General features: G+C 33.1%; 18 protein-coding genes. 8 read left to right on the top strand and 10 right to left on the bottom strand.

The annotated features are described in order from the left end of the window. Positions 1-7: 7 nt before the first annotated feature. The 3 genes from AAGD26_RS00215 to acpS all read left to right on the top strand — a co-directional run bounded on the left by AAGD26_RS00215 (position 8) and on the right by acpS (position 2111). Positions 8-1174: a glycosyltransferase family 4 protein gene (locus AAGD26_RS00215; RefSeq protein WP_341751723.1), complete on the top strand. Its 1167-nt coding sequence runs from the start codon at positions 8-10 to the stop codon at positions 1172-1174. 164 nt (positions 1175-1338) lie between these two features. Further along, a complete protein-coding gene (gene rpoZ, locus AAGD26_RS00210) occupies positions 1339-1731 on the top strand; it encodes a DNA-directed RNA polymerase subunit omega (protein ID WP_341751722.1) in 393 nt (130 codons plus the stop codon). Next, a complete protein-coding gene (gene acpS / locus AAGD26_RS00205; protein WP_341751721.1) occupies positions 1728-2111 on the top strand; it encodes a holo-ACP synthase in 384 nt (127 codons plus the stop codon). The genes rpoZ and acpS overlap by 4 nt, the downstream gene beginning before the upstream one ends. On the opposite strand, the gene sucD is transcribed toward acpS, so the two are convergent. The 10 genes from sucD to AAGD26_RS00155 all read right to left on the bottom strand — a co-directional run bounded on the left by sucD (position 2108) and on the right by AAGD26_RS00155 (position 10347). Beyond that, positions 2108-2986, bottom strand: a complete 879-nt coding sequence (sucD, locus tag AAGD26_RS00200) for a succinate--CoA ligase subunit alpha (RefSeq protein ID WP_341751720.1) — start codon at positions 2984-2986, stop codon at positions 2108-2110. The two genes, acpS and sucD, sit on opposite strands and share 4 nt — an antisense overlap. A gap of 28 nt (positions 2987-3014) precedes the next feature. Further along, positions 3015-4175, bottom strand: a complete 1161-nt coding sequence (gene sucC, locus AAGD26_RS00195; RefSeq protein WP_341751719.1) for an ADP-forming succinate--CoA ligase subunit beta — start codon at positions 4173-4175, stop codon at positions 3015-3017. A 178-nt stretch (positions 4176-4353) separates the two neighbouring features. After that, on the bottom strand, positions 4354-5190 hold the full coding sequence (locus AAGD26_RS00190) for a DMT family transporter (RefSeq protein ID WP_341751718.1): 837 nt from the start codon (positions 5188-5190) through the stop codon (positions 4354-4356). A 114-nt stretch (positions 5191-5304) separates the two neighbouring features. Next, positions 5305-5979 carry a DUF5394 family protein gene (locus tag AAGD26_RS00185; protein ID WP_341751717.1) on the bottom strand — a complete coding sequence of 225 codons (675 nt, stop codon included), beginning with the start codon at positions 5977-5979 and terminating at the stop codon, positions 5305-5307. 24 nt (positions 5980-6003) lie between these two features. Continuing rightward, on the bottom strand, positions 6004-6354 hold the full coding sequence (locus AAGD26_RS00180) for a hypothetical protein (RefSeq protein ID WP_341751716.1): 351 nt from the start codon (positions 6352-6354) through the stop codon (positions 6004-6006). 96 nt (positions 6355-6450) lie between these two features. Beyond that, entirely contained in the window at positions 6451-7212 is a 762-nt protein-coding gene (ctrA, locus tag AAGD26_RS00175; RefSeq protein ID WP_341751715.1) for a response regulator transcription factor CtrA, read from the bottom strand. A gap of 510 nt (positions 7213-7722) precedes the next feature. Next, positions 7723-8172 (bottom strand): protein-export chaperone SecB, encoded by a 450-nt coding sequence (secB, locus tag AAGD26_RS00170; RefSeq protein ID WP_341751714.1) that lies wholly within the window; start codon positions 8170-8172, stop codon positions 7723-7725. Between the two features lie 28 nt (positions 8173-8200). After that, positions 8201-8767 carry a dCTP deaminase gene (gene dcd, locus AAGD26_RS00165; RefSeq protein WP_341751713.1) on the bottom strand — a complete coding sequence of 189 codons (567 nt, stop codon included), beginning with the start codon at positions 8765-8767 and terminating at the stop codon, positions 8201-8203. Between the two features lie 703 nt (positions 8768-9470). Continuing rightward, a complete protein-coding gene (locus AAGD26_RS00160; RefSeq protein WP_341751712.1) occupies positions 9471-9977 on the bottom strand; it encodes a copper chaperone PCu(A)C in 507 nt (168 codons plus the stop codon). Positions 9978-10089: 112 nt separating this feature from the next. Next, positions 10090-10347, bottom strand: coding sequence for a DUF2671 domain-containing protein (locus AAGD26_RS00155; protein ID WP_341751711.1), 258 nt, complete (start codon positions 10345-10347; stop codon positions 10090-10092). A gap of 125 nt (positions 10348-10472) precedes the next feature. Here AAGD26_RS00155 and AAGD26_RS00150 point away from each other — a divergent pair, with 125 nt between their 5' ends. From AAGD26_RS00150 to gltX, 5 genes are all read left to right on the top strand, one after another. Continuing rightward, entirely contained in the window at positions 10473-12242 is a 1770-nt protein-coding gene (locus AAGD26_RS00150) for an ABC transporter ATP-binding protein (RefSeq protein WP_410520618.1), read from the top strand. Between the two features lie 485 nt (positions 12243-12727). Further along, positions 12728-13330: a peroxiredoxin gene (locus AAGD26_RS00145; RefSeq protein WP_341747226.1), complete on the top strand. Its 603-nt coding sequence runs from the start codon at positions 12728-12730 to the stop codon at positions 13328-13330. Between the two features lie 343 nt (positions 13331-13673). Further along, positions 13674-14813: a DNA-processing protein DprA gene (gene dprA, locus AAGD26_RS00140; RefSeq protein ID WP_341751710.1), complete on the top strand. Its 1140-nt coding sequence runs from the start codon at positions 13674-13676 to the stop codon at positions 14811-14813. Between the two features lie 2 nt (positions 14814-14815). Further along, the gene (gene topA / locus AAGD26_RS00135) at positions 14816-17338 is read left to right on the top strand and encodes a type I DNA topoisomerase (RefSeq protein ID WP_341751709.1); all 2523 of its coding nucleotides are present in this window, start codon (positions 14816-14818) and stop codon (positions 17336-17338) included. A gap of 17 nt (positions 17339-17355) precedes the next feature. After that, positions 17356-18708, top strand: coding sequence for a glutamate--tRNA ligase (gltX, locus tag AAGD26_RS00130; RefSeq protein ID WP_341751708.1), 1353 nt, complete (start codon positions 17356-17358; stop codon positions 18706-18708). Positions 18709-18987 lie beyond the last annotated feature (279 nt).

The raw sequence follows: 18987 nt of genomic DNA, 5'->3' as shown, positions 1-18987 counted from the left end.
AAGATTAATGATTTCATCAGATTCACCCAAACGATATAATAAACCCACCATTTTGCAAGTAGTTCCAGCTTTATTCTCTGGTGGAGTAGAGCGAGGAACAATTGAAGTGGCTAAAATGTTAAAAAAAGTTGATTATAATGTTATTGTAGTCTCATCTGGTGGTTCATTGGTTGAAGAATTAGTGGCAGCAGGAGTGCCACATATTTCTATGAATAGTGCTACTAAAAATCCTTTGACAATATGGCAAAACGCAAGAATTCTGTCAGAAATAATTAAGGAATATAACGTAGATATAGTACATGCAAGATCGAGAGCTCCAGCTTGGAGTTGTTATATGGCGGCAAAGGCTACAGGCACTAAATTCTTAACAACATTCCACGGAATTTACAACATCTCAAATCCTTTCAAACATTTTTATAATAGCGTTATGGTCAAAGGCGAAAAGATCATAGCTGTGTCTAATTTTGTAAAACACCATATATTAATTAATTATCAAATCCTAGAAGATCAAATTGTTGTAATATATCGAGGGGTAGATTATAGTTATTTTGATCCAAAAAATGTTACCGAAGAAAAGTTACTAAAACATAAAAAGAAATACGGTATATCTAACAATACTCCTATAATATTGTTACCATCAAGAATGACCAGTTGGAAGGGGCATCTTACCCTTGTTGAAGCACTTGGCAAATTAAAACATCTAGATTTCTACTGTCTAATGGTTGGAGATTTATCCAAACATCCCAATTTTACCAATCGAGTAAAATCTCTTATAAACTTATTGAAGCTACAAAGTAAAATTCAAATTTTTGGTAATGAAGCTGATATGCTCAGCCTTTACGGTGTTTCAGATATAGTAATATCTACTTCAATTGAGCCAGAAGCATTTGGTCGCACTATAACTGAAGGACAATCAATGGAAAAGCTAGTAATTGCTACAAATATAGGTGGAGCTATTGAAACAATATTAGATAAAAAAACTGGATTTCATGTCAAACCAAACGATGCTGTTGATTTAGCAGAAAAAATCGAACATTGCTTATCTATACTCAAAACCAATGAAGGTAACAAAATACAACAAGCAGCAAGAAAAGCAGTCATCGATAATTTTTCCCTTGATTTAATGCTTAGTAAAACCTTAGATCTATATAAAGAAATGCTCAAAAAAACATAATATTTTCCCCAATTCTTTGTAGTGTCCTTACATCTTTCCACCTGTATCTATGATTTTTAAACTACCCTAGAGAGGCAATGAAAATTCTATTCTTGAAATCTACTAATTATACTTTATACTGATCCGTTATTGTATATATATCTTATAAAATTAAAGAGAGTATTATGGCTAGGATAACGATTGAAGATTGTGTTGGAAAGATTCACGATAGATTTAAGCTTGTAGCTTTAGCTGCTCAAAGAGCAAATGATATAAATTCTGGTAGTAAAATGACTATTAATAACGTGAAAGGCGATAAGGCAACTGTACTGGCATTACGTGAAATAGCTGCTGGCCATATAACGATTCCAGCCCTAAAGGCACAATTATTAAAACGTCTTCGAACAAAAAGCAGAATCGATCCTATTGATGAAGAAAATACTGATGCTTCCCTTGATACTGCTGTAGAAGAGTTTGATTATTTACCAAACGGCTCAGATCTTTGTGTTACTGAAGACTACTCTGATTTAGACGATCAAATATTTGATGATAATGCTAGTGATGATGAACAAAAATGATTATTGGTGTTGGTACAGATATAGTACAAATTCCAAGAATAGAAAGGATATTAAACCTATATGACCAGCGTTTTGTAAACATAATTCTTTCTAAAACGGAAATACAAAAGCTAACTTCTCTAAGCAAAGACCAATATGGTTGTTTTTTGGCAAAAAGGTTTGCTGCGAAAGAGGCAGTTAGCAAAGCCCTTGGTATTGGAATTGGGCGGGGTTTACGATTTAAAGACATCTCTATACTAAATGATGCCTTAGGAAAGCCCTTTGTCCAAATTTGTCATCCTGAAAATCCAAACAAATTTGGACAAATCAAAATTCACTTGTCCATTTCAGACGATTACCCAATTTCTGTAGCTTTTGCAGTTATTACCTCTAAGGTTTAGAGCTTCTCTAATAGTTCAAACATAGTTTTACCAATATCAGCTGGCGATCTAGTGATAGTAACACCTGCACTTTGCAATGCCTCCAACTTATCTTCAGCTGAACCCTGTCCATTAGAAATAATTGCACCAGCATGCCCCATTCTTTTACCTTCAGGAGCAGTAACACCAGCAATGAAAGTAACTATTGGTTTTTTAATCTTTGAGCTTTTTATTAATTCAGCAGCCTTTTCCTCAGCATCCCCTCCTATTTCACCAATCATAATAATCGATTCTGTTTCATCATCTTGTAAAAACATTTCAATACAATCAACAAAATCGGTGCCATTAACTGGATCTCCACCAATACCAATACAGGTAGATTGACCAAGACCAACAGCTGTAGTCTGTGCTACTGCTTCATAAGTCAAAGTACCGGACCGGGATATAATTCCTACCCTGCCTCTCTTATGAATATAACCAGGCATTATGCCGATTTTGCATTCATCAGGAGTAATAATGCCAGGACAATTTGGTCCAATTAATCTAGTTTTTGATCCGATTAATGCCCTTTTGACCTTTATCATATCAAGTATCGGTATTCCCTCTGTAATACACACTACCAAACTAATTCCTGCATCTATAGCTTCCAAAATTGAATCAGCAGCAAAAGGTGGTGGAACATAAATAACGCTGGCAGTAGCCTTAGTTTTTGCAACTGCCTCATGTACTGTATTATATACAGGTAGATCTAGATGAGTATTTCCACCTTTTCCAGGAGTTACCCCTCCTACCATTTTAGTACCATAACTGATTGCCTGCTCAGAATGAAAAGTCCCTTGAGAGCCAGTAAAACCTTGGCAAATTACTTTTGTATTTTTATCAACTAATATTGACATATATGCATTTTCCGTATTTTTATATGAATTATTTTACTGCATCAACGATCTTAACAGCAGCATCACCTAAATCATTTGCAGCAATTATTTTTAAACCAGAATTTGCTAAAATATTTTTACCTAATTCAAAATTGGTTCCAGCTAAACGTACAACCAGTGGAACTGTAATGCCAATCTCTTTCACTGCAGCAATAATGCCTTCGGCTATTATATCACAACGCATTATACCACCAAAAATATTAACTAAAACCCCTTGTACATGTGAATCTGATAAAATTATTTTTAGTGCTTCCGTTACTTTCTCACGATCAGCCCCACCACCAACATCTAAAAAGTTTGCCGGTTCAGCACCATAAAGCTTGATAATATCCATTGTAGCCATAGCTAGCCCAGCCCCATTCACCATACAACCAATAGTACCATCCATCTTAACATAACTAAGACCAAGGCTAGCTGCTTTTATTTCAAGAGCATCTTCTTCATCATCATCCCGCATATTTAAAATATCAGGATGTTTAAATAATCCATTATCATCAAAGTTAATCTTGGCATCAAGTGCCAATAAACTACCATCAGCTTTTGTTATTAATGGATTAATTTCAATTTGGTTAGCATCAGTTGCTATAAAAGCTCGATAGGTTGATTCAACAATTTTCATCATTTGTTTTGCCTGCTCATTCTTAAAACCAAGCTTGTATGCCATTCTACGACAATGAAATGGCTGTATGCCTGTTGCAGGATCAACTGATACTTTAATAATTTTCTCTGGAGTATTATGAGCAACTTCTTCTATATCTACCCCACCTTCAGTAGAAGCTATAAAAGTTACCTTGCTATTACTACGATCAAAAACGACACTAAAATAATATTCTTTTAAAATATCACACCCAGATTCAACATAGAGATAGCGAACCTTTTGCCCAATAGCTGACGTCTGATGAGTTACTAAGTTAATGCCAAACATTGCGTGTGCTGCTTTCTTTGCCTCTTCTTTAGTTCTTACAACTTTTACACCCCCAGCTTTTCCCCTACCACCTGCGTGGATTTGGGCTTTAACCACATATATTTCTGCTTCTAAACCATCAATTAGCCTATCGATATCTTCTTTTTGCAATATTACAACTCCTGTAGAAGTAGGTATACCATATTGCCTCAAAATCATCTTTGCTTGGTATTCATGAATATTCATTTTTATAATTCTTTAAATAATTTAATCCTAGGCTCTTATACTACAAATGTTGCCAATTTGTAAAGCTTCATTTACTACTTGTTAGACGTTAGTAGTCTTGAGGATATCTAAAATTCACCAATGTTATCCCTGCAAAAGCATAAACTAATAGATATATTCATCTTACTCTACTTTTTGCTTACGATTTTTGTCTCCTAGATATATATACTCCACTTAAGATTATTATTATTGCCCCAATAATCGAAAAATTATCTGGTATTTCCCGCCATATAACTACACTTAAAATTAAAGAAAATACAACGCTACTATAAGCTAGTATACTCATTTCAGTAGCTAAACCAATTTCTAATCCCTTATTTAATAATATTTGGTGTAAAAGCATCAACAGAGCGTTGACTAATAGCAATATCCAATCCTTTGAAGAAACTTGTGTTATATTAAAATCCACTAAAAATGGTAACATAATAAGAGAGGAAATCCAAAAATAATACACTAATACTCTATCTGAGGTCTCTGTTTTTAGTAAGTTGTGTAATGATATAATAGTTAATGCCATAAATATTCCGCTAAGTAATCCAAAAATGATTCCTGAAGTTAGAATTTCTACTGATGGCTTCAGTATTAATAAACAGCCAATAAAGCCAATTATTGCTAAAAATAATAGATCATTTTTGATAGATTTATTAGTAAAAATACCCGTTATTAGCAGTACCCAAATTGGAGACAGATTCGTAAGTGTACTAACATTGAAAAGAGACAAGTAATTTACTGCTGAAAACATGCAATACCAATATGCTGTCCCCAATAATCCCCTTGTAATTAACGCACAATATCGCTGTGATACTATTAATTGACCACGAGACCTAATAACTTTTGGTAAAAAAAAGATAGCACAAAGAAAGAATTGTAAAAATACAACTAGAGAAATAGGTATACTACTATTAAGAGATTTTACTATACTAGCTTTCATTGCTCCAAGTCCAAATGAACTTAAGATATATAATGTTGCTTTCATAGTGGTTCTACTTCATCACTCCTATTTAATTGACAACTGGGGTTATACAAATAATCCTACTTCAATTGGAGCATAAAACAATCCATAATGGGTAACTCGCAATCAATAACTTAATCAATAAATTGTCCTGCCACTACCTTTAAAATTCTGATGAGCCTTATCTAATTTTTTGATAAATTCTGGAGAATAAGATTTAAGATCATTTTTCGATCCACCCTCATATTTTTTTGCTAGATATACCCCCCCTCTAATCATATTATAAGCAAAATTTTCTTCCTTTGTTTCTCCAGCTATTCTTTTAGGGTTCATGAACTTATAAACTTGGTATAAAGCAAAATTTTTCACTAAACGTTTTGCTTCCAATCTAGATTGATTACTTATGCCTTGTAGCTTATCTTTTGATTTTATCAAACCTCGGTTAGCTTCTTTTACCAATTGTGAATGTTGTTGCATTAAGTAACTACTTACTTCAGCAACATTCTTACTAACAAGGTTCTCATCAATTTTAACACCTAATTTTCCTAATTTCTTGTGTGCAATTTTACCTAAATATTTTTTTATTAATAGGATGATCTGTGTCTGTAATTTTGTTAGATCCATTGTTTGCTCGTTAAGACAAGCCAATATTTGTTCTATTTCCTGTTCGAAAGCATCGTTTTTACTTAACTCATTGAAAATTTCCATCGCCTCATCAGATCCAAGTTCATTATCAGTGATGCCTACTAATGCATCTTTAATTTGGTCTGCCAATTTTCTAGAGTCCCTTGGTTTTTTGTCATCTGTTTCCATTTATTAGTCCTCTGTTTACAAAGTCTATTCTTGAGTAGTAAAATGTCCTCTATAAGTTCGGTGCAACGTGACTCCCCGATGTTTTTCAATTATACTTCGGCACAGTAAGGCTGAGTCAATAGATTTTTGTTTTTTAGTAAATTTATGTTCTTTTTCAAGACATAACTCACTTATATTAATATTTTGCCAAACAAGTCCATCAAAAATTTTTGCTTTAATATAACCACTTGACTTTAAGTTATCATAATCTCCTTTGTTAAGACTCAATGCATCATCATTTAATAAAAGCTTAACATCCCCAACATTTGGGACTGGTATAGTATCAACATATTTAATATAGACTTTACCAGTTAATTCTATCTTGCTAGGTATCATAATTCTCTATCTATATTAAATTAAGCTTCTGTTATACTGCTCGTAAATGAAGAGTTGATAGACGATAGAATCAAAATCATAATCCTTTATTTTATATCACGACTCTTTGTTATCTTCTACCTCTGATTCTAGAGAAGGTTCAATAACTTCTCCTTGAAAATGATGCAATAGTGATTCTTGTTCATCATATTCTTTCAACATATAGCCACGCCCCCATACTGTATCAATATAATTTGTACCACCAGCAGCATCAGCTAATTTCTTACGTAATTTGCATACAAATACGTCTATAATTTTAATTTCCGGCTCATCAACACTACTATAAAGATGGTCTAAGAACATCTCCTTATTCACTACTGTTCCCCTACGTAAGACTAATAATTCTAAAATAGCATATTCCTTATTCGTTAAATGAACCCTTGTTCCATCAACTTCTACAATTCTAGTATCAAGATGAATACTTACCTTGTCAAACCTAACAACTGACTCAGAATGTCCTTTAGAACGACGAACAATTGCATAAATACGAGCAATTAACTCTTCGCGGTTAAATGGTTTTGTGATATAATCATCTGCCCCACACGTAAGTCCTTTAATTTTTTGATCAACTGTAGTAATACCTGATAAAATCAGTATAGGTGTTTTTACTTTAGCAGAACGTAATCTCAGTAGGACTTCGAACCCACTAATATCTGGCAGCATCAGGTCTAAAATAATTAAATCATAATTATAAATTTTAGCTATTTCTATTCCTTCTGTACCAAACTCCACCACCTCACAAATAATTCCTTCTGAAGCTAACGTTAATTCAATAGAACTAGCTATATCACTATTATCTTCTACTAACAGCACCCTCATGATATTTCTCCCATTAACTTTTTTATAATTATTAATTTATTATTCTTTATTACACATCTATGTTCTCACTTTATCTCTATAAGAGCAAGTAATTTTATCAAAATAATATCCAAGTAACGCGAATTTGGGATAAGAATTTGTCAATTCTTATCCCAAATTCAGTGAAATTATCGAAACAATCAGATGCAGAACTGTCTCAAATCTGATTGTTTCTATAATTTTATAGTTAACTTACCTTACACATAACCCCCATGGCAATTTAAAAGTCATAGGAAAAACAGCCTAGCACCTATTAGCGAAGAGCTGCTTTGCGACGACGAAGCAATTGTAAGTAAAAAGTATGATATAATAGATATTAAAGTCAATATAAATAATGATTTATATTGACTTATAAGGGGGTGTTACAGCGATAGTCTAATGAATGTGGATTGCCACGACACTCATGTGGTCTTGCTAATAGACGTCTTGTACTTTTCTACAATTTTTAAATGCTATATGTAAGGTGAATGGTTAATTATCATTTTCTTGCATTTTTTTATGATATAAAGCACCAAAATCAATCGGGTCAATCATCAATGGTTGGAAACCACCATCCTGAGTAACATCAGCAATAATTTTTCTAGCAAATGGGAAAATCATTGCTGGACAATGAATTGCTAGTATTATTTGGCGTTGATCTTCCTCTATATTAATTAAATTAAAAACACCAGCATATTTTAGGTCTACTATAAATAGTCTATGATTTTCACTCATTGCTTTAGCTTCTATACTTAATTCTACCTCATAAAAATTCTCTTCAGGTAAATTAGAAATATTGAGGTCTAGGAATAAGTCAATTTGTGGATTACGTTCCAAAGATACTAAAGATCTCGGAGCGTCTGGATTTTCAAAAGATAAATCCTTTATGTATTGTGCATTAACAGCGATATGAGGCATTTCTTTTTGGTTAGTATCTTTCATAATAATATAGTCCTTTACATTTTAAATTTTAAGTTATTGGAAGGGTAACACCTTTTTGTTTCATATATTTCCCATAACGATCGGCATAAGATATATTACAAGTTTGTTCACCTTTTAAAAACAAAAATTGACATGCTCCTTCATTAGCATAAATTCTTGCTGGCAGTGGGGTAGTATTGGAAAACTCTAATGTTACATGCCCTTCCCATTCCGGTTCTAACGGCGTTACGTTAACAATTATACCACATCTTGCATAGGTTGATTTACCAACACAGATAACTAGCACATCTCTTGGAATTTTAAAATACTCAATTGTTCTTGCTAAGGCAAAACTGTTTGGCGGAATAATACAAACATCAACCTCTCTGTCTACTAAACTATATTCATCAAAATTTTTTGGATCAACTATTGCCGAATTAATATTAGTAAATATTTTAAATTCCTTCGAGACTCTTGCATCATAACCGTATGAAGATAAACCATAAGAAATAATTCTCTCTGAATTATTCAATCTAACCTGCGTATCAGTAAAAGGTGCAATCATATCGTGTTCTATACACATTTTTCTTATCCAATTATCAGACATAATGGTCATATATAATTACACATACTATGTTTAAATTACCGAATATAAATGATATAGTTAAAAATTAAAAGTACTAAAACTTTAATTAGCAGCTTTAATTCAGGGCAGCCTCATTAAAATATTTATATATTCTTCTACTTTAACCTCAGTGCGATATAAGAATTATTAATTCTTATATCGATACTTGCTTTGTTATAAGGAAAAATGCACTCTTGAAGCGGTTCTACACCTGATTGTTTCTATATATAATACTGAATTCGATGTAACTTGTTACATCGAATTCAGGTTAATTTAAATAATTAGTTTCGCAAAACTGTAGGATATTCACGTATATACTCAAATGATTTGAAGAATTGGATTTGAAAATGAATGATGAGCATGCGAATCCATGATATTTTCAAAAAACAATTCGTAGGAGCAAAAGAGTATACTCGGATGATCTAAAGAATGGGAACAACAAACAAGGAAAGCTTTGCCAGCGTAGGATGACATCTAGACTACCGATACTAGAGTTAACAATAGCTGGCATATAAGGCAAATATCCATTCATTAGACCTCTTTCGAAACTCTACTTCTGCTGGTGATTTGGACAATGATGCGGTACTCTAATCCGTAACGGAATTAGAGTACGCTGCGGCTCGAGGTGAATCGTCTCCTTCAAAACCCTCAGCATAAGCGAGTTTCGAAAGAGGTCTATTATAAGAACGACTAACTACTTTGTTTTTACTTCTACTTGAACAACTTTCTGAAGACCATTATCGAAATATAAGGATAAATCAAAATTATCACCAACTTTTAATATAGTTCTTAGATCCAAGAGCATAATATGCATACCACCCGGTTGTAAAATAGCACTACTTTTAGCTGGGATGACTAGCTTATCGAGTTTTACCATTTTACTAACCCCTTTTTCATCAACAAAACTTTTATGTAATTCAACCTTGTTAGCTATATCTGAAGAAACATTTACCAAATTGTAATCGAGGTCAGAGTCATTAAAAATCTCAAAATATATTGCAGAATTATTATTTTTGCTAACAGTAGCAGAAGGTCTTGCCCAAGCATTTAGTATTGTAACAGATGCAGTTAATGCAGTAGGAGCTGATGCTTCTAATGGTGCTGCTGGATTGTTATTACTTGGCATGGTAGTTGCAAAACATATTGATAGACTAAAATATAAAGTAACAGCAATGAAGGTTACTATGTTCTTAAGTAGCATATTATTACCATAAATTAAATTAATTACACAATCGATTCACTTAATTATATAACATATTATACATACACTAAGTATATTTTGCAAAAAAATAATATATTTATAGTGTATAATGCTAACTTTGGCTTACTTTAACAAATTTTTGTTTAAAAGAATCCCAATGATAGTAAACATTTACTGTTTTAATTTCTGTAACTGTAATATCTCCATTAGGTAACTGTGCAACATCAAAGCCTTTTTGTATAGATTCAGTAATTAGAGTCGTTGATTGACAAATATACCTAACATTAAAAAAGGGATTATTATCAGTATCTAATGAGTTTGTAGTTTTCTTAGTTGGGGTATTCAAAATAGGTGCGTTTTTTTCTTTCATTCTAAACAACTTCAGATATTCTGTACGTTTTTATAACAGTTTAGTAATAAGGTGGCAAGAGTTTGTTGTTAGATTAATTTAGGTTATTTAGTCTAATTAGTTTTTTTTGTAATGAGGTGTGTGCTGTGTTAGAAGGTTTTGATTTTTCAAAGTCTGCAATAAGGTTATTTTTCTATTTTTTAAAGAAAAGAAGAATTAAACTAACTATTTTAGGGGTGTTATGCATAATACGGGGAATGGTACCAGCTATTGATAGTGTGTTGCTACAAAAAGTTATAAATTTGATTGAGTCTTTTTCTAATGAAACAGTTAAAGACCTACCTTCCTCCATGTTGTTTTGGGCAATAATATATGCATTTTGGTGGGTATGTGTAAATACTATGTGGCGAATTTATGATTATATTTATCTAAAAACCATGCCATATATCAAAGCTCAGATATTAGACGAAATGTATAATTACACTCAGTACCATAATCATAGATTTTTTCAAGAAAACCTTGCTGGTCATATTACCAATCGTATTACTGAAGGGGCTAGATCTTTTGAAATTGTTTTGTCTTTATTTGGAGAGAAAATTCTATACAAACTAGCTATAATTGTTTTTGCTCTTGGAACAATGTACTGGATACATCAAATATTTGCTACTATATTCCTTATACATATTTGTGTTTTTGTAGGGACTAGTGTTATCTGTTCAAGTACAACAAACAAATATTCAGTAAATTATGCACGAAGCAAATCAATAGTTGCCGGCAGTATTGTTGATGCAATTGCAAATATTGGTGCAATACGGATGTTTACTTCTCATAAATTTGAACGTCAGAATCTAGAAGTAAGGATAGATGATGCTGTAGTTAATGAACAAATTATGCAACTCTTTATGTTTAAGCTACGTATTGTACTAGGCATAGCTTGTTCTATAATGATTTTTATAATGGTTTATTATCTAGCTCAACTTCGTAGTCAAATGCAAATAACTATAGGAGATTGCGTGTTGATACTTACTTTATCTATAACGGTTAGTAGTGAAATTTGGGATCTAACTCAGGAAATAGGAGATATGTTTGAAGAATTTGGTTCTTTTAACCAAAGTGTATCATTAATGAAACCTCATATTATAGAAGATATTGAGAATTCCCATCTTCTAAAGGTTACAAAAGGTGAGATAATATTTAAAAATGTTAGTTTTAAATATTACCATAATAATAATTTATTTGAGAATAAATCCGTTACAATTTTGAGTCAACAAAGGGTCGGATTAGTAGGGTTTTCTGGTTCAGGAAAAACAACTTTTATTAATCTTATTACACGGTTGCACGATATAGACCAAGGAGAAATTCTAATTGATGGGCAAAATATTAGATATGTAACTCAAGACTCTTTACGAGAAAATATTAGTATAATACCGCAAGAACCAATCCTATTTCATAGGACAGTCATGGATAATATTAGATATGGAAAAAAAGATGCTAGCTTAGAAGAGATAATAGAGGCAGCAAAACTAGCTCATATACATGAATTTATTGAGAGCCTAACAGAAGGATACCAAAGCTTATGTGGTGAAAGGGGTAATAACTTGTCAGGTGGTCAGAGGCAGAGAATAATAATAGCACGGGCAATATTAAAGAATGCTCCAATATTAATTCTTGATGAAGCAACAAGTAGTCTAGATAGTAAGACTGAGGAGTTGATACAAGATTCTCTATATTACTTAATGCAAAATAAAACTGTATTAGTTATAGCTCATAGATTATCAACTTTGTTGAATATGGATAGAATTTTGGTTTTTAATGAAGGTAGCATAGTTGAAGATGGACAACATGAGGAATTACTAAAAAACAGTAAATTGTACAAAAAACTATGGAAATCACAAGTAAAAGGCTTAATAATTTAAAGAAATTGCTGATTTTTTCACCTTATATACTCAGGTAGAACTTCAAGAATTGGCGTTCCCGCGACCAAAGATCGAAGCTGCCTAGTTACTCATGTACGCTACGCCGCTCGACTTTGCTACTGCCTAGCTCTTCTTGAAGTTATACTATCGTCTACCAACTCTTCATTTACGAGCAATATACGTAAGGTGAGTGATTATTTATTACGTGACTTATAGTTCTCGTACCATTTCCGATTATGGCATGCACTCAACTATTGATTACAGTTTTTAAATTACTCTGCTAATTCATTTAAGATTTGGTATTGTAATACATTATTATTTTGTGTATCATAACTTGAGTTCGATGTAAGACATCGGTTTAATAGCCTAGGGTGACATCACCCCTAATGAGGATAATTACTTGAGCCTAGTATTAATTTGCTACATCGATACTTAAGGTTATCATAAGAATTATTTTTAATCACTTGAAACTGAAGGAATTTAAAATGCAAGTATTCGTTGGAAAAGCTGCACCGGATTTTACAGCTAAAGCTATTATGCCTGATAATAGTATAGAATCTGAATTTAATCTTAAAAATTATGCTAAGGGTCATAAAGTTGTATTGTTTTTTTATCCCCTAGATTTTACTTTTGTTTGTCCATCAGAAATTATAGCCTTTAATAATAGATTAGGAGAATTTACTGAAAGAAATACAAAGTTAATAGCAATAAGCGTTGACTCGCATTTTTCTCATTTGGCTTGGAAGAATACTCCTTACAATAAAGGTGGTGTTGGCAATATCCAAATTCCTATGGTGGCAGATCTTAATAAAAATGCCTCACATAGTTATAATGTACTTCATGATGATGGAATATCACTGCGTGGTACTTTTGTTATTGATGAAGAATTCATAGTACGCCATTTGTCAGTTAATGATTTGCCAATTGGTAGAAATATTGATGAAGTAATAAGACTGATAGATGCCCTAGACTATAATGCCAAGCATGGTGAAGTATGTCCAGCTGGGTGGCATAAAGGTGATGAAGGTATTACCCCATCACATAAAGGAGTAGCAGATTACTTAGCTTCCAATGCAGAAAAATTATAGTATATAGAGTAGGTTTGCCGGATCAGTAGATGTCATTGCTAGCTACGAACACCAATGTACCGTATACCGTAGCTAGAGATGACATCGAGATTACCATATATGACACGCATAGGTTTATGCAGGTTTCTACCGCTAGTTGTAGCTTTTAAACTTCTCTAGTTAGAAATTAATTGTTTTTTTACTTAGTGGGAGAAAATTTTGTTATATACTGCAAATATCATCTCAGAGACTCCAATTTGGGATAAGAATTGACAAATTCTTATCTCGAATTCGCGTAAGGGATAATTTATGTCAAAGTAAGCTTAAAGCCAAAGAAAGAGATTTGATGCTTAAGGAGCTATTTTTGGATACTAACCGAGTATCTTATACAAAAGAAACAATTGATATTCTAAGACTAATTAGGAGTGAAAATGTTGGTCCAAGGACTTTTTGGAGTTTAATAAAGATATTTGGTAGTAGTAGTACTGCTATTGAAAATATACAAGAATTCTCACTGCGAGGTGGACGCTCTAAACCAGTAAAGGTATTTTCACAAAGTGAGGCAAGTAAAGAACTTGAGCTTTTGGAAAAGAATAACGCCAAAATTATTACCTATAAGTCTTTAGAATATTCAAGGTTATTGTTAGAGATTTTTGATTGCCCGCCTATACTAAGTTATAAGGGCAATATCGGGTTATTATCACACGAAAGATGTTTAGCAATTGTTGGAGCAAGAAATGCTTCAGTAAATGGTCGTGCCTTTGCAGCTAGAATCGCTAAGGAATTGACAGACGCAGATTATATAATGGTTTCTGGACTTGCAAGAGGTATTGATACGGCAGTGCATCAAGTTAATATCTCTAAAACAATAGGAGTTATCGCTGGAGGAATTGATCATGTCTATCCCCTAGAAAATGTTAAATTATTCGAACAAATTCAGCAAGAGGGGTTAATAATTGCTGAATTACCAATAGGTTCGAAACCTCTTGGACAACATTTCCCACAACGTAATCGATTGATTTCTGGTATATCTCTTGGAACGGTAGTAATTGAGGCAAGCCTAAAATCTGGATCATTAATAACAGCAAGGTTTGCTTTAGAACAGAATAGAGAAGTATTCGCAGTGCCGGGATTTCCGTTAGATCCTAGGTGTCAGGGTACTAATAAACTTATCAAGGAAGGAGCATATATGGTGGAATCTACCCAAGATATAGTAACTAATCTACCACATTTTTCTAAGGTTGTCAGCAAATCTAAGGATGTGGCGAATGATTCAGCTGCGAATAACCAGTTTAAAGCGTTAGATATAAAATATGCTAATCCAATTACCAACGATATGCGTATGAAAGTTAAGGAGCTTTTATCTTCAACTCCTATAGATTTTGATTGTTTGCATCAAACGCAGCTACCTTTGCAGGTTATATATATGATAATACTGGAGCTAGAACTAGCTGGAAAAATAACTAGATATCCTGGCAACAAGATATCTTTAATTTATAAATAAATATGAAATTAGTAATAGTAGAATCGCCAGCAAAGGCGGAAACGATAAATAAATATCTAGATAATAGTTTTAAAGTTATTGCTTCGTTTGGGCATATTAGAGATTTACCATCTAAAAATGGTTCAGTTCTGCCAGATGAAGATTTTGCTATGAAATATGTTATATCAGATAAAGCAGAAAAATATGTTGAAGCAATAACTAAAGATGCTGCCAAGGCTGAAATGGTTTATCTAGCAACAGATCGAGACCGAGAAGGAGAATCAATTGCTTGGCATGTTGCAGAAATAATAAAAGAAAGAAACTTGGTTAAATCTAGTGATTTCTTTAAAAGAGTAGCATTTGATGAAGTTACAAAAAAAGCTATTTTACATGCAATTGAAAACCCAAGAAAGATTGATATTGATTTGGTTAATGCTCAGCAAGCAAGGAGGGCTTTAGACTATTTGGTAGGATTTACTTTATCGCCGATATTATGGCGTAAATTGCCAGGATGTAGATCAGCCGGAAGAGTCCAGTCTGTAGCACTGAGACTTATTTGCGAACGAGAAGACGAAATTGAACGTTTTAAATCGCAAGAATATTGGGATATTAGTCTTAATATTCTTAATAGTAATAATGAACCGTTTTTAGCAAGATTAACTCATGTTAATGGTAAGAAATTAGAGAAATTCTCAATTACTAATGAACTAGCTGCCAATGATCTAGTCGAGAAAATAAAACTAAAGAATTTTCATGTTGCCTCTATAGAAAAAAAACAGCAAAAACGTCAACCGCAACCACCTTTTATTACCTCTTCGCTGCAGCAAGAAGCTGCAAGAAAATTAGGGTTTACTGCTAAGAAGACTATGCAAATTGCCCAAAAACTTTACGAAGGTATGGATATAGGTAATGAAACTATAGGTTTGATCACTTATATGAGAACGGACGGGACAACTCTTGCTAGTGAAGCTGTTGAGCAAATACGTCAGTTGATAGATAAGAATTTTGGGGATAAATATCTGCCAGCTAGCCAGCGAGTTTATAAATCTAAAGCTAAAAATGCCCAAGAAGCTCACGAAGCGATTAGACCAACTGATATTACCCTGCTACCAGAAAAGTTAAAGGATAAACTAGATAAAGATTTTTACAAGCTTTATGACCTAATTTGGAAGAGGACGGTAGCTTGCCAAATGGAAAATGTTATTATTGATTTGGTAGTAGCTCAGCTTGATACAGTCAATTCAGGAGGATTTGATGCTAGGAACGATGGAGCGAAGCCTATAGATAATAGGCGAGCGACGAGTGACGACGTCACCAAATTCTCATCAATTGACTGTACAGAAGATAAAGAATTTACATGCAGAGCAAATGGCTCAATTATTGCGTTTGATGGTTTTTATAAAATTTATCAAGAAGGTCTAGATGATGAAACAGAAGAAGAAAATAGCCTTCTACCACCGCTAAAAGAAGGAGAGAAATTAATTACAGATTCAGTGAATCCAGCACAACATTTCACTGATCCGCCACCAAGATATTCTGAAGCTAGTTTAGTAAAGAGGCTTGAGGAACTTGGTATTGGTCGCCCGTCTACTTATGCTTCGATTATATCAGTGTTGCAAGATAGAAAATATGTAGTTGTTGAGAAAAAACGATTCTTTCCAGAGGAATTAGGGCGTTTAGTTACAACATTTTTAACAGGTTTTTTTAAGAAATATGTGGAATATGATTTCACAGCTGATCTTGAAAATGATTTAGATGAGGTGGCAGAAGGTAAAATAGAATGGAAGTCTTTACTAAAAAAATTCTGGGATGGGTTTAATAACAATGTAGAAGTAGTTAGTGGAAAGAAAATATCTGATATAATTATTTATGTTGAAGAAGCCTTAGATTATCACTTATTTGGAGAAAAGTCAGAAAGTAACAAGTCAAGAATTTGCCCATCCTGCTCTACAGGTCAATTAGATCTGAAGCTTGGTAAGTTTGGAGCATTCTTAGCTTGTAGTAATTACCCAGAATGTACTTTCAAAAAACAAATTACCTCTAAAAATAGTGATGATGTTACTACTACTATGGAAGAGAACAAACTATTAGGAGTAAATAAGGATGGTTTTGATGTTTTTCTAAAGAAAGGCCCATATGGTTTATATGTACAGACTAGTGAGCAAGTTGCCAAGGGTGAAAAGCCAAAGCGTGCATCATTGCCACCTTCTATTGCCCAAAATGATGTCACTCTTGCTTTAGCTATGAGGTTGCTTGAGTTACCGGCTAAATTATGTTTGCATCCTGAATCTCAACAAGAGATTATACTTGGTATAGGTAGATATGGTCCGTATCTTAAATATCTTGATAGGTTTATTTCAATACCAAAAAGATACGATCCTTTTACCATAACAACAGAGATCGCTGTAGAAATAATTGAAGCTAGTAATAATAAGTTAAAGAATAAACAAGAGAAAGATAATGGCAAGCAGGTAATAGTTGCAAAAAAAACTTCTAAAAAGAATGCTACAGCAAAAAAAACAACAAAAAAGAAAAAAGTACAATAAGCGGTTAAGATAAAATTATGGGAAGGGTTATCACAAGATTCGCACCATCACCAACAGGTATGCTGCATATAGGTAATAGTAGAACAGCTCTTATAAATTGGTTATATACTAGAAAGCATAATGGCATATTCATTTTAAGGTTTGATGATACCGATCTTGAACGTAGCAAGCAACAATATAAAAATGCTATTGAACAGGATTTGAAATTTCTAGGACTTAACTGGGATCAAACTTTTTGTCAATCTAATAGGCTTGATAGGTATGAGGCGATAAAAACATTATTATTACAAAAAAATAAATTATATCCTTGTTTTGAGACTCAGGAAGAGCTTGAATTAAAGCGTAAATTACAATTATCTAGAGGACTCCCTCCTATATATGATCGTGCAGCTTTGAATTTAACTCAACAACAAATAAACGATTACATTAGTCAAGGAAGAAAGCCACATTATCGATTCTTGGTATCGCATACTCCAATTATATGGCAAGATATGATTAAGGGTGAAGTTAAATATGATGGGAAAAATCTTGGTGATCCGATAGTTATCAGAGAAGATAATAGTATGACTTATATGCTTTGTTCAGTTATTGATGATATTGATTATTCGATTACCCATATTATTAGGGGCGAGGATCATGTAACTAATACGGCAATTCAGCTACAAATGTTTGAAGCCCTACAGGAAGAACTATACTCAAATCAAAAGAGTATACCGAATTTTGCTCATCTTGGTCTAATTATTAGCCGAGATGACAAAATATCTAAAAGAATAGGAGGATTTGAGATCGCTGCTCTAAGGGATGAAATTGGATTAGAACCAATGGCAATTAACAGTTTTTTTAGTTTAATTGGTTCGTCATCAAGTATTGTATCGTTTAAGAATTTAGATCAGCTAATAAAAGAGTTTGACATTAATAATTTTTCTAAAAGTCCAACAACTTATTTGCCGGAAGAATTAGAACGTCTGAATCATAAATTACTAATTAGCCTTAGTTTTGATGAAGTAAAAGATCGCTTAAGAGAGATTAAGGCTGAGCAAGTAACTGAACAGTTTTGGTTGGCAGTGAGAGCTAATTTGCAAAAATTATATGAAATAAAAGATTGGTGGAATATTTGTTACTCACCATCCAAAGTTGAAGGATTAGATAAAGATTTTTTAAAACAGGCAGCTATATTGTTACCAAACGAACCAATAACCCTCGATAGCTGGAGCATATGGACTAAAAAAATTATGGTCGTTACTGATAAAAAAGGCAAGGAGGTATTTCTGCCTTTAAGACTTGCTATAACGGGAATGGCATCCGGACCGGAAATGTCAGTAATATTACCATTACTTCGCAGAGAGGAAATTATAAAAAGATTAAGTTGATTTTTGTGTTGATCTAAAAAAATAGCCTGAAAGGCTATTAATCCCCATTCGCGTCTCACCCTCGAGATAAATATGAGCAAAAATTATGCTTCAAAGTAGTATTATTATGCGATGTGTGGGATGAAAATTTACATTAGACTTCTTTCGAAACTCTACTTTTACTGGTGATTTGTACGTCAAGCCGGGACTCGAATCCTCATGTACATTCAAGTACGCTGCGGTTCAAGGTGAAGTGTCTCCTTCAAATCTTTCAGTATAAGCGAGTTTCGAAAGAAGTCT

This window comes from Candidatus Tisiphia endosymbiont of Piscicola geometra (genome assembly GCF_964026415.1).
Lineage (GTDB): Bacteria > Pseudomonadota > Alphaproteobacteria > Rickettsiales > Rickettsiaceae > Tisiphia.
This window is presented reverse-complemented; position numbering and strand designations above follow the sequence as displayed.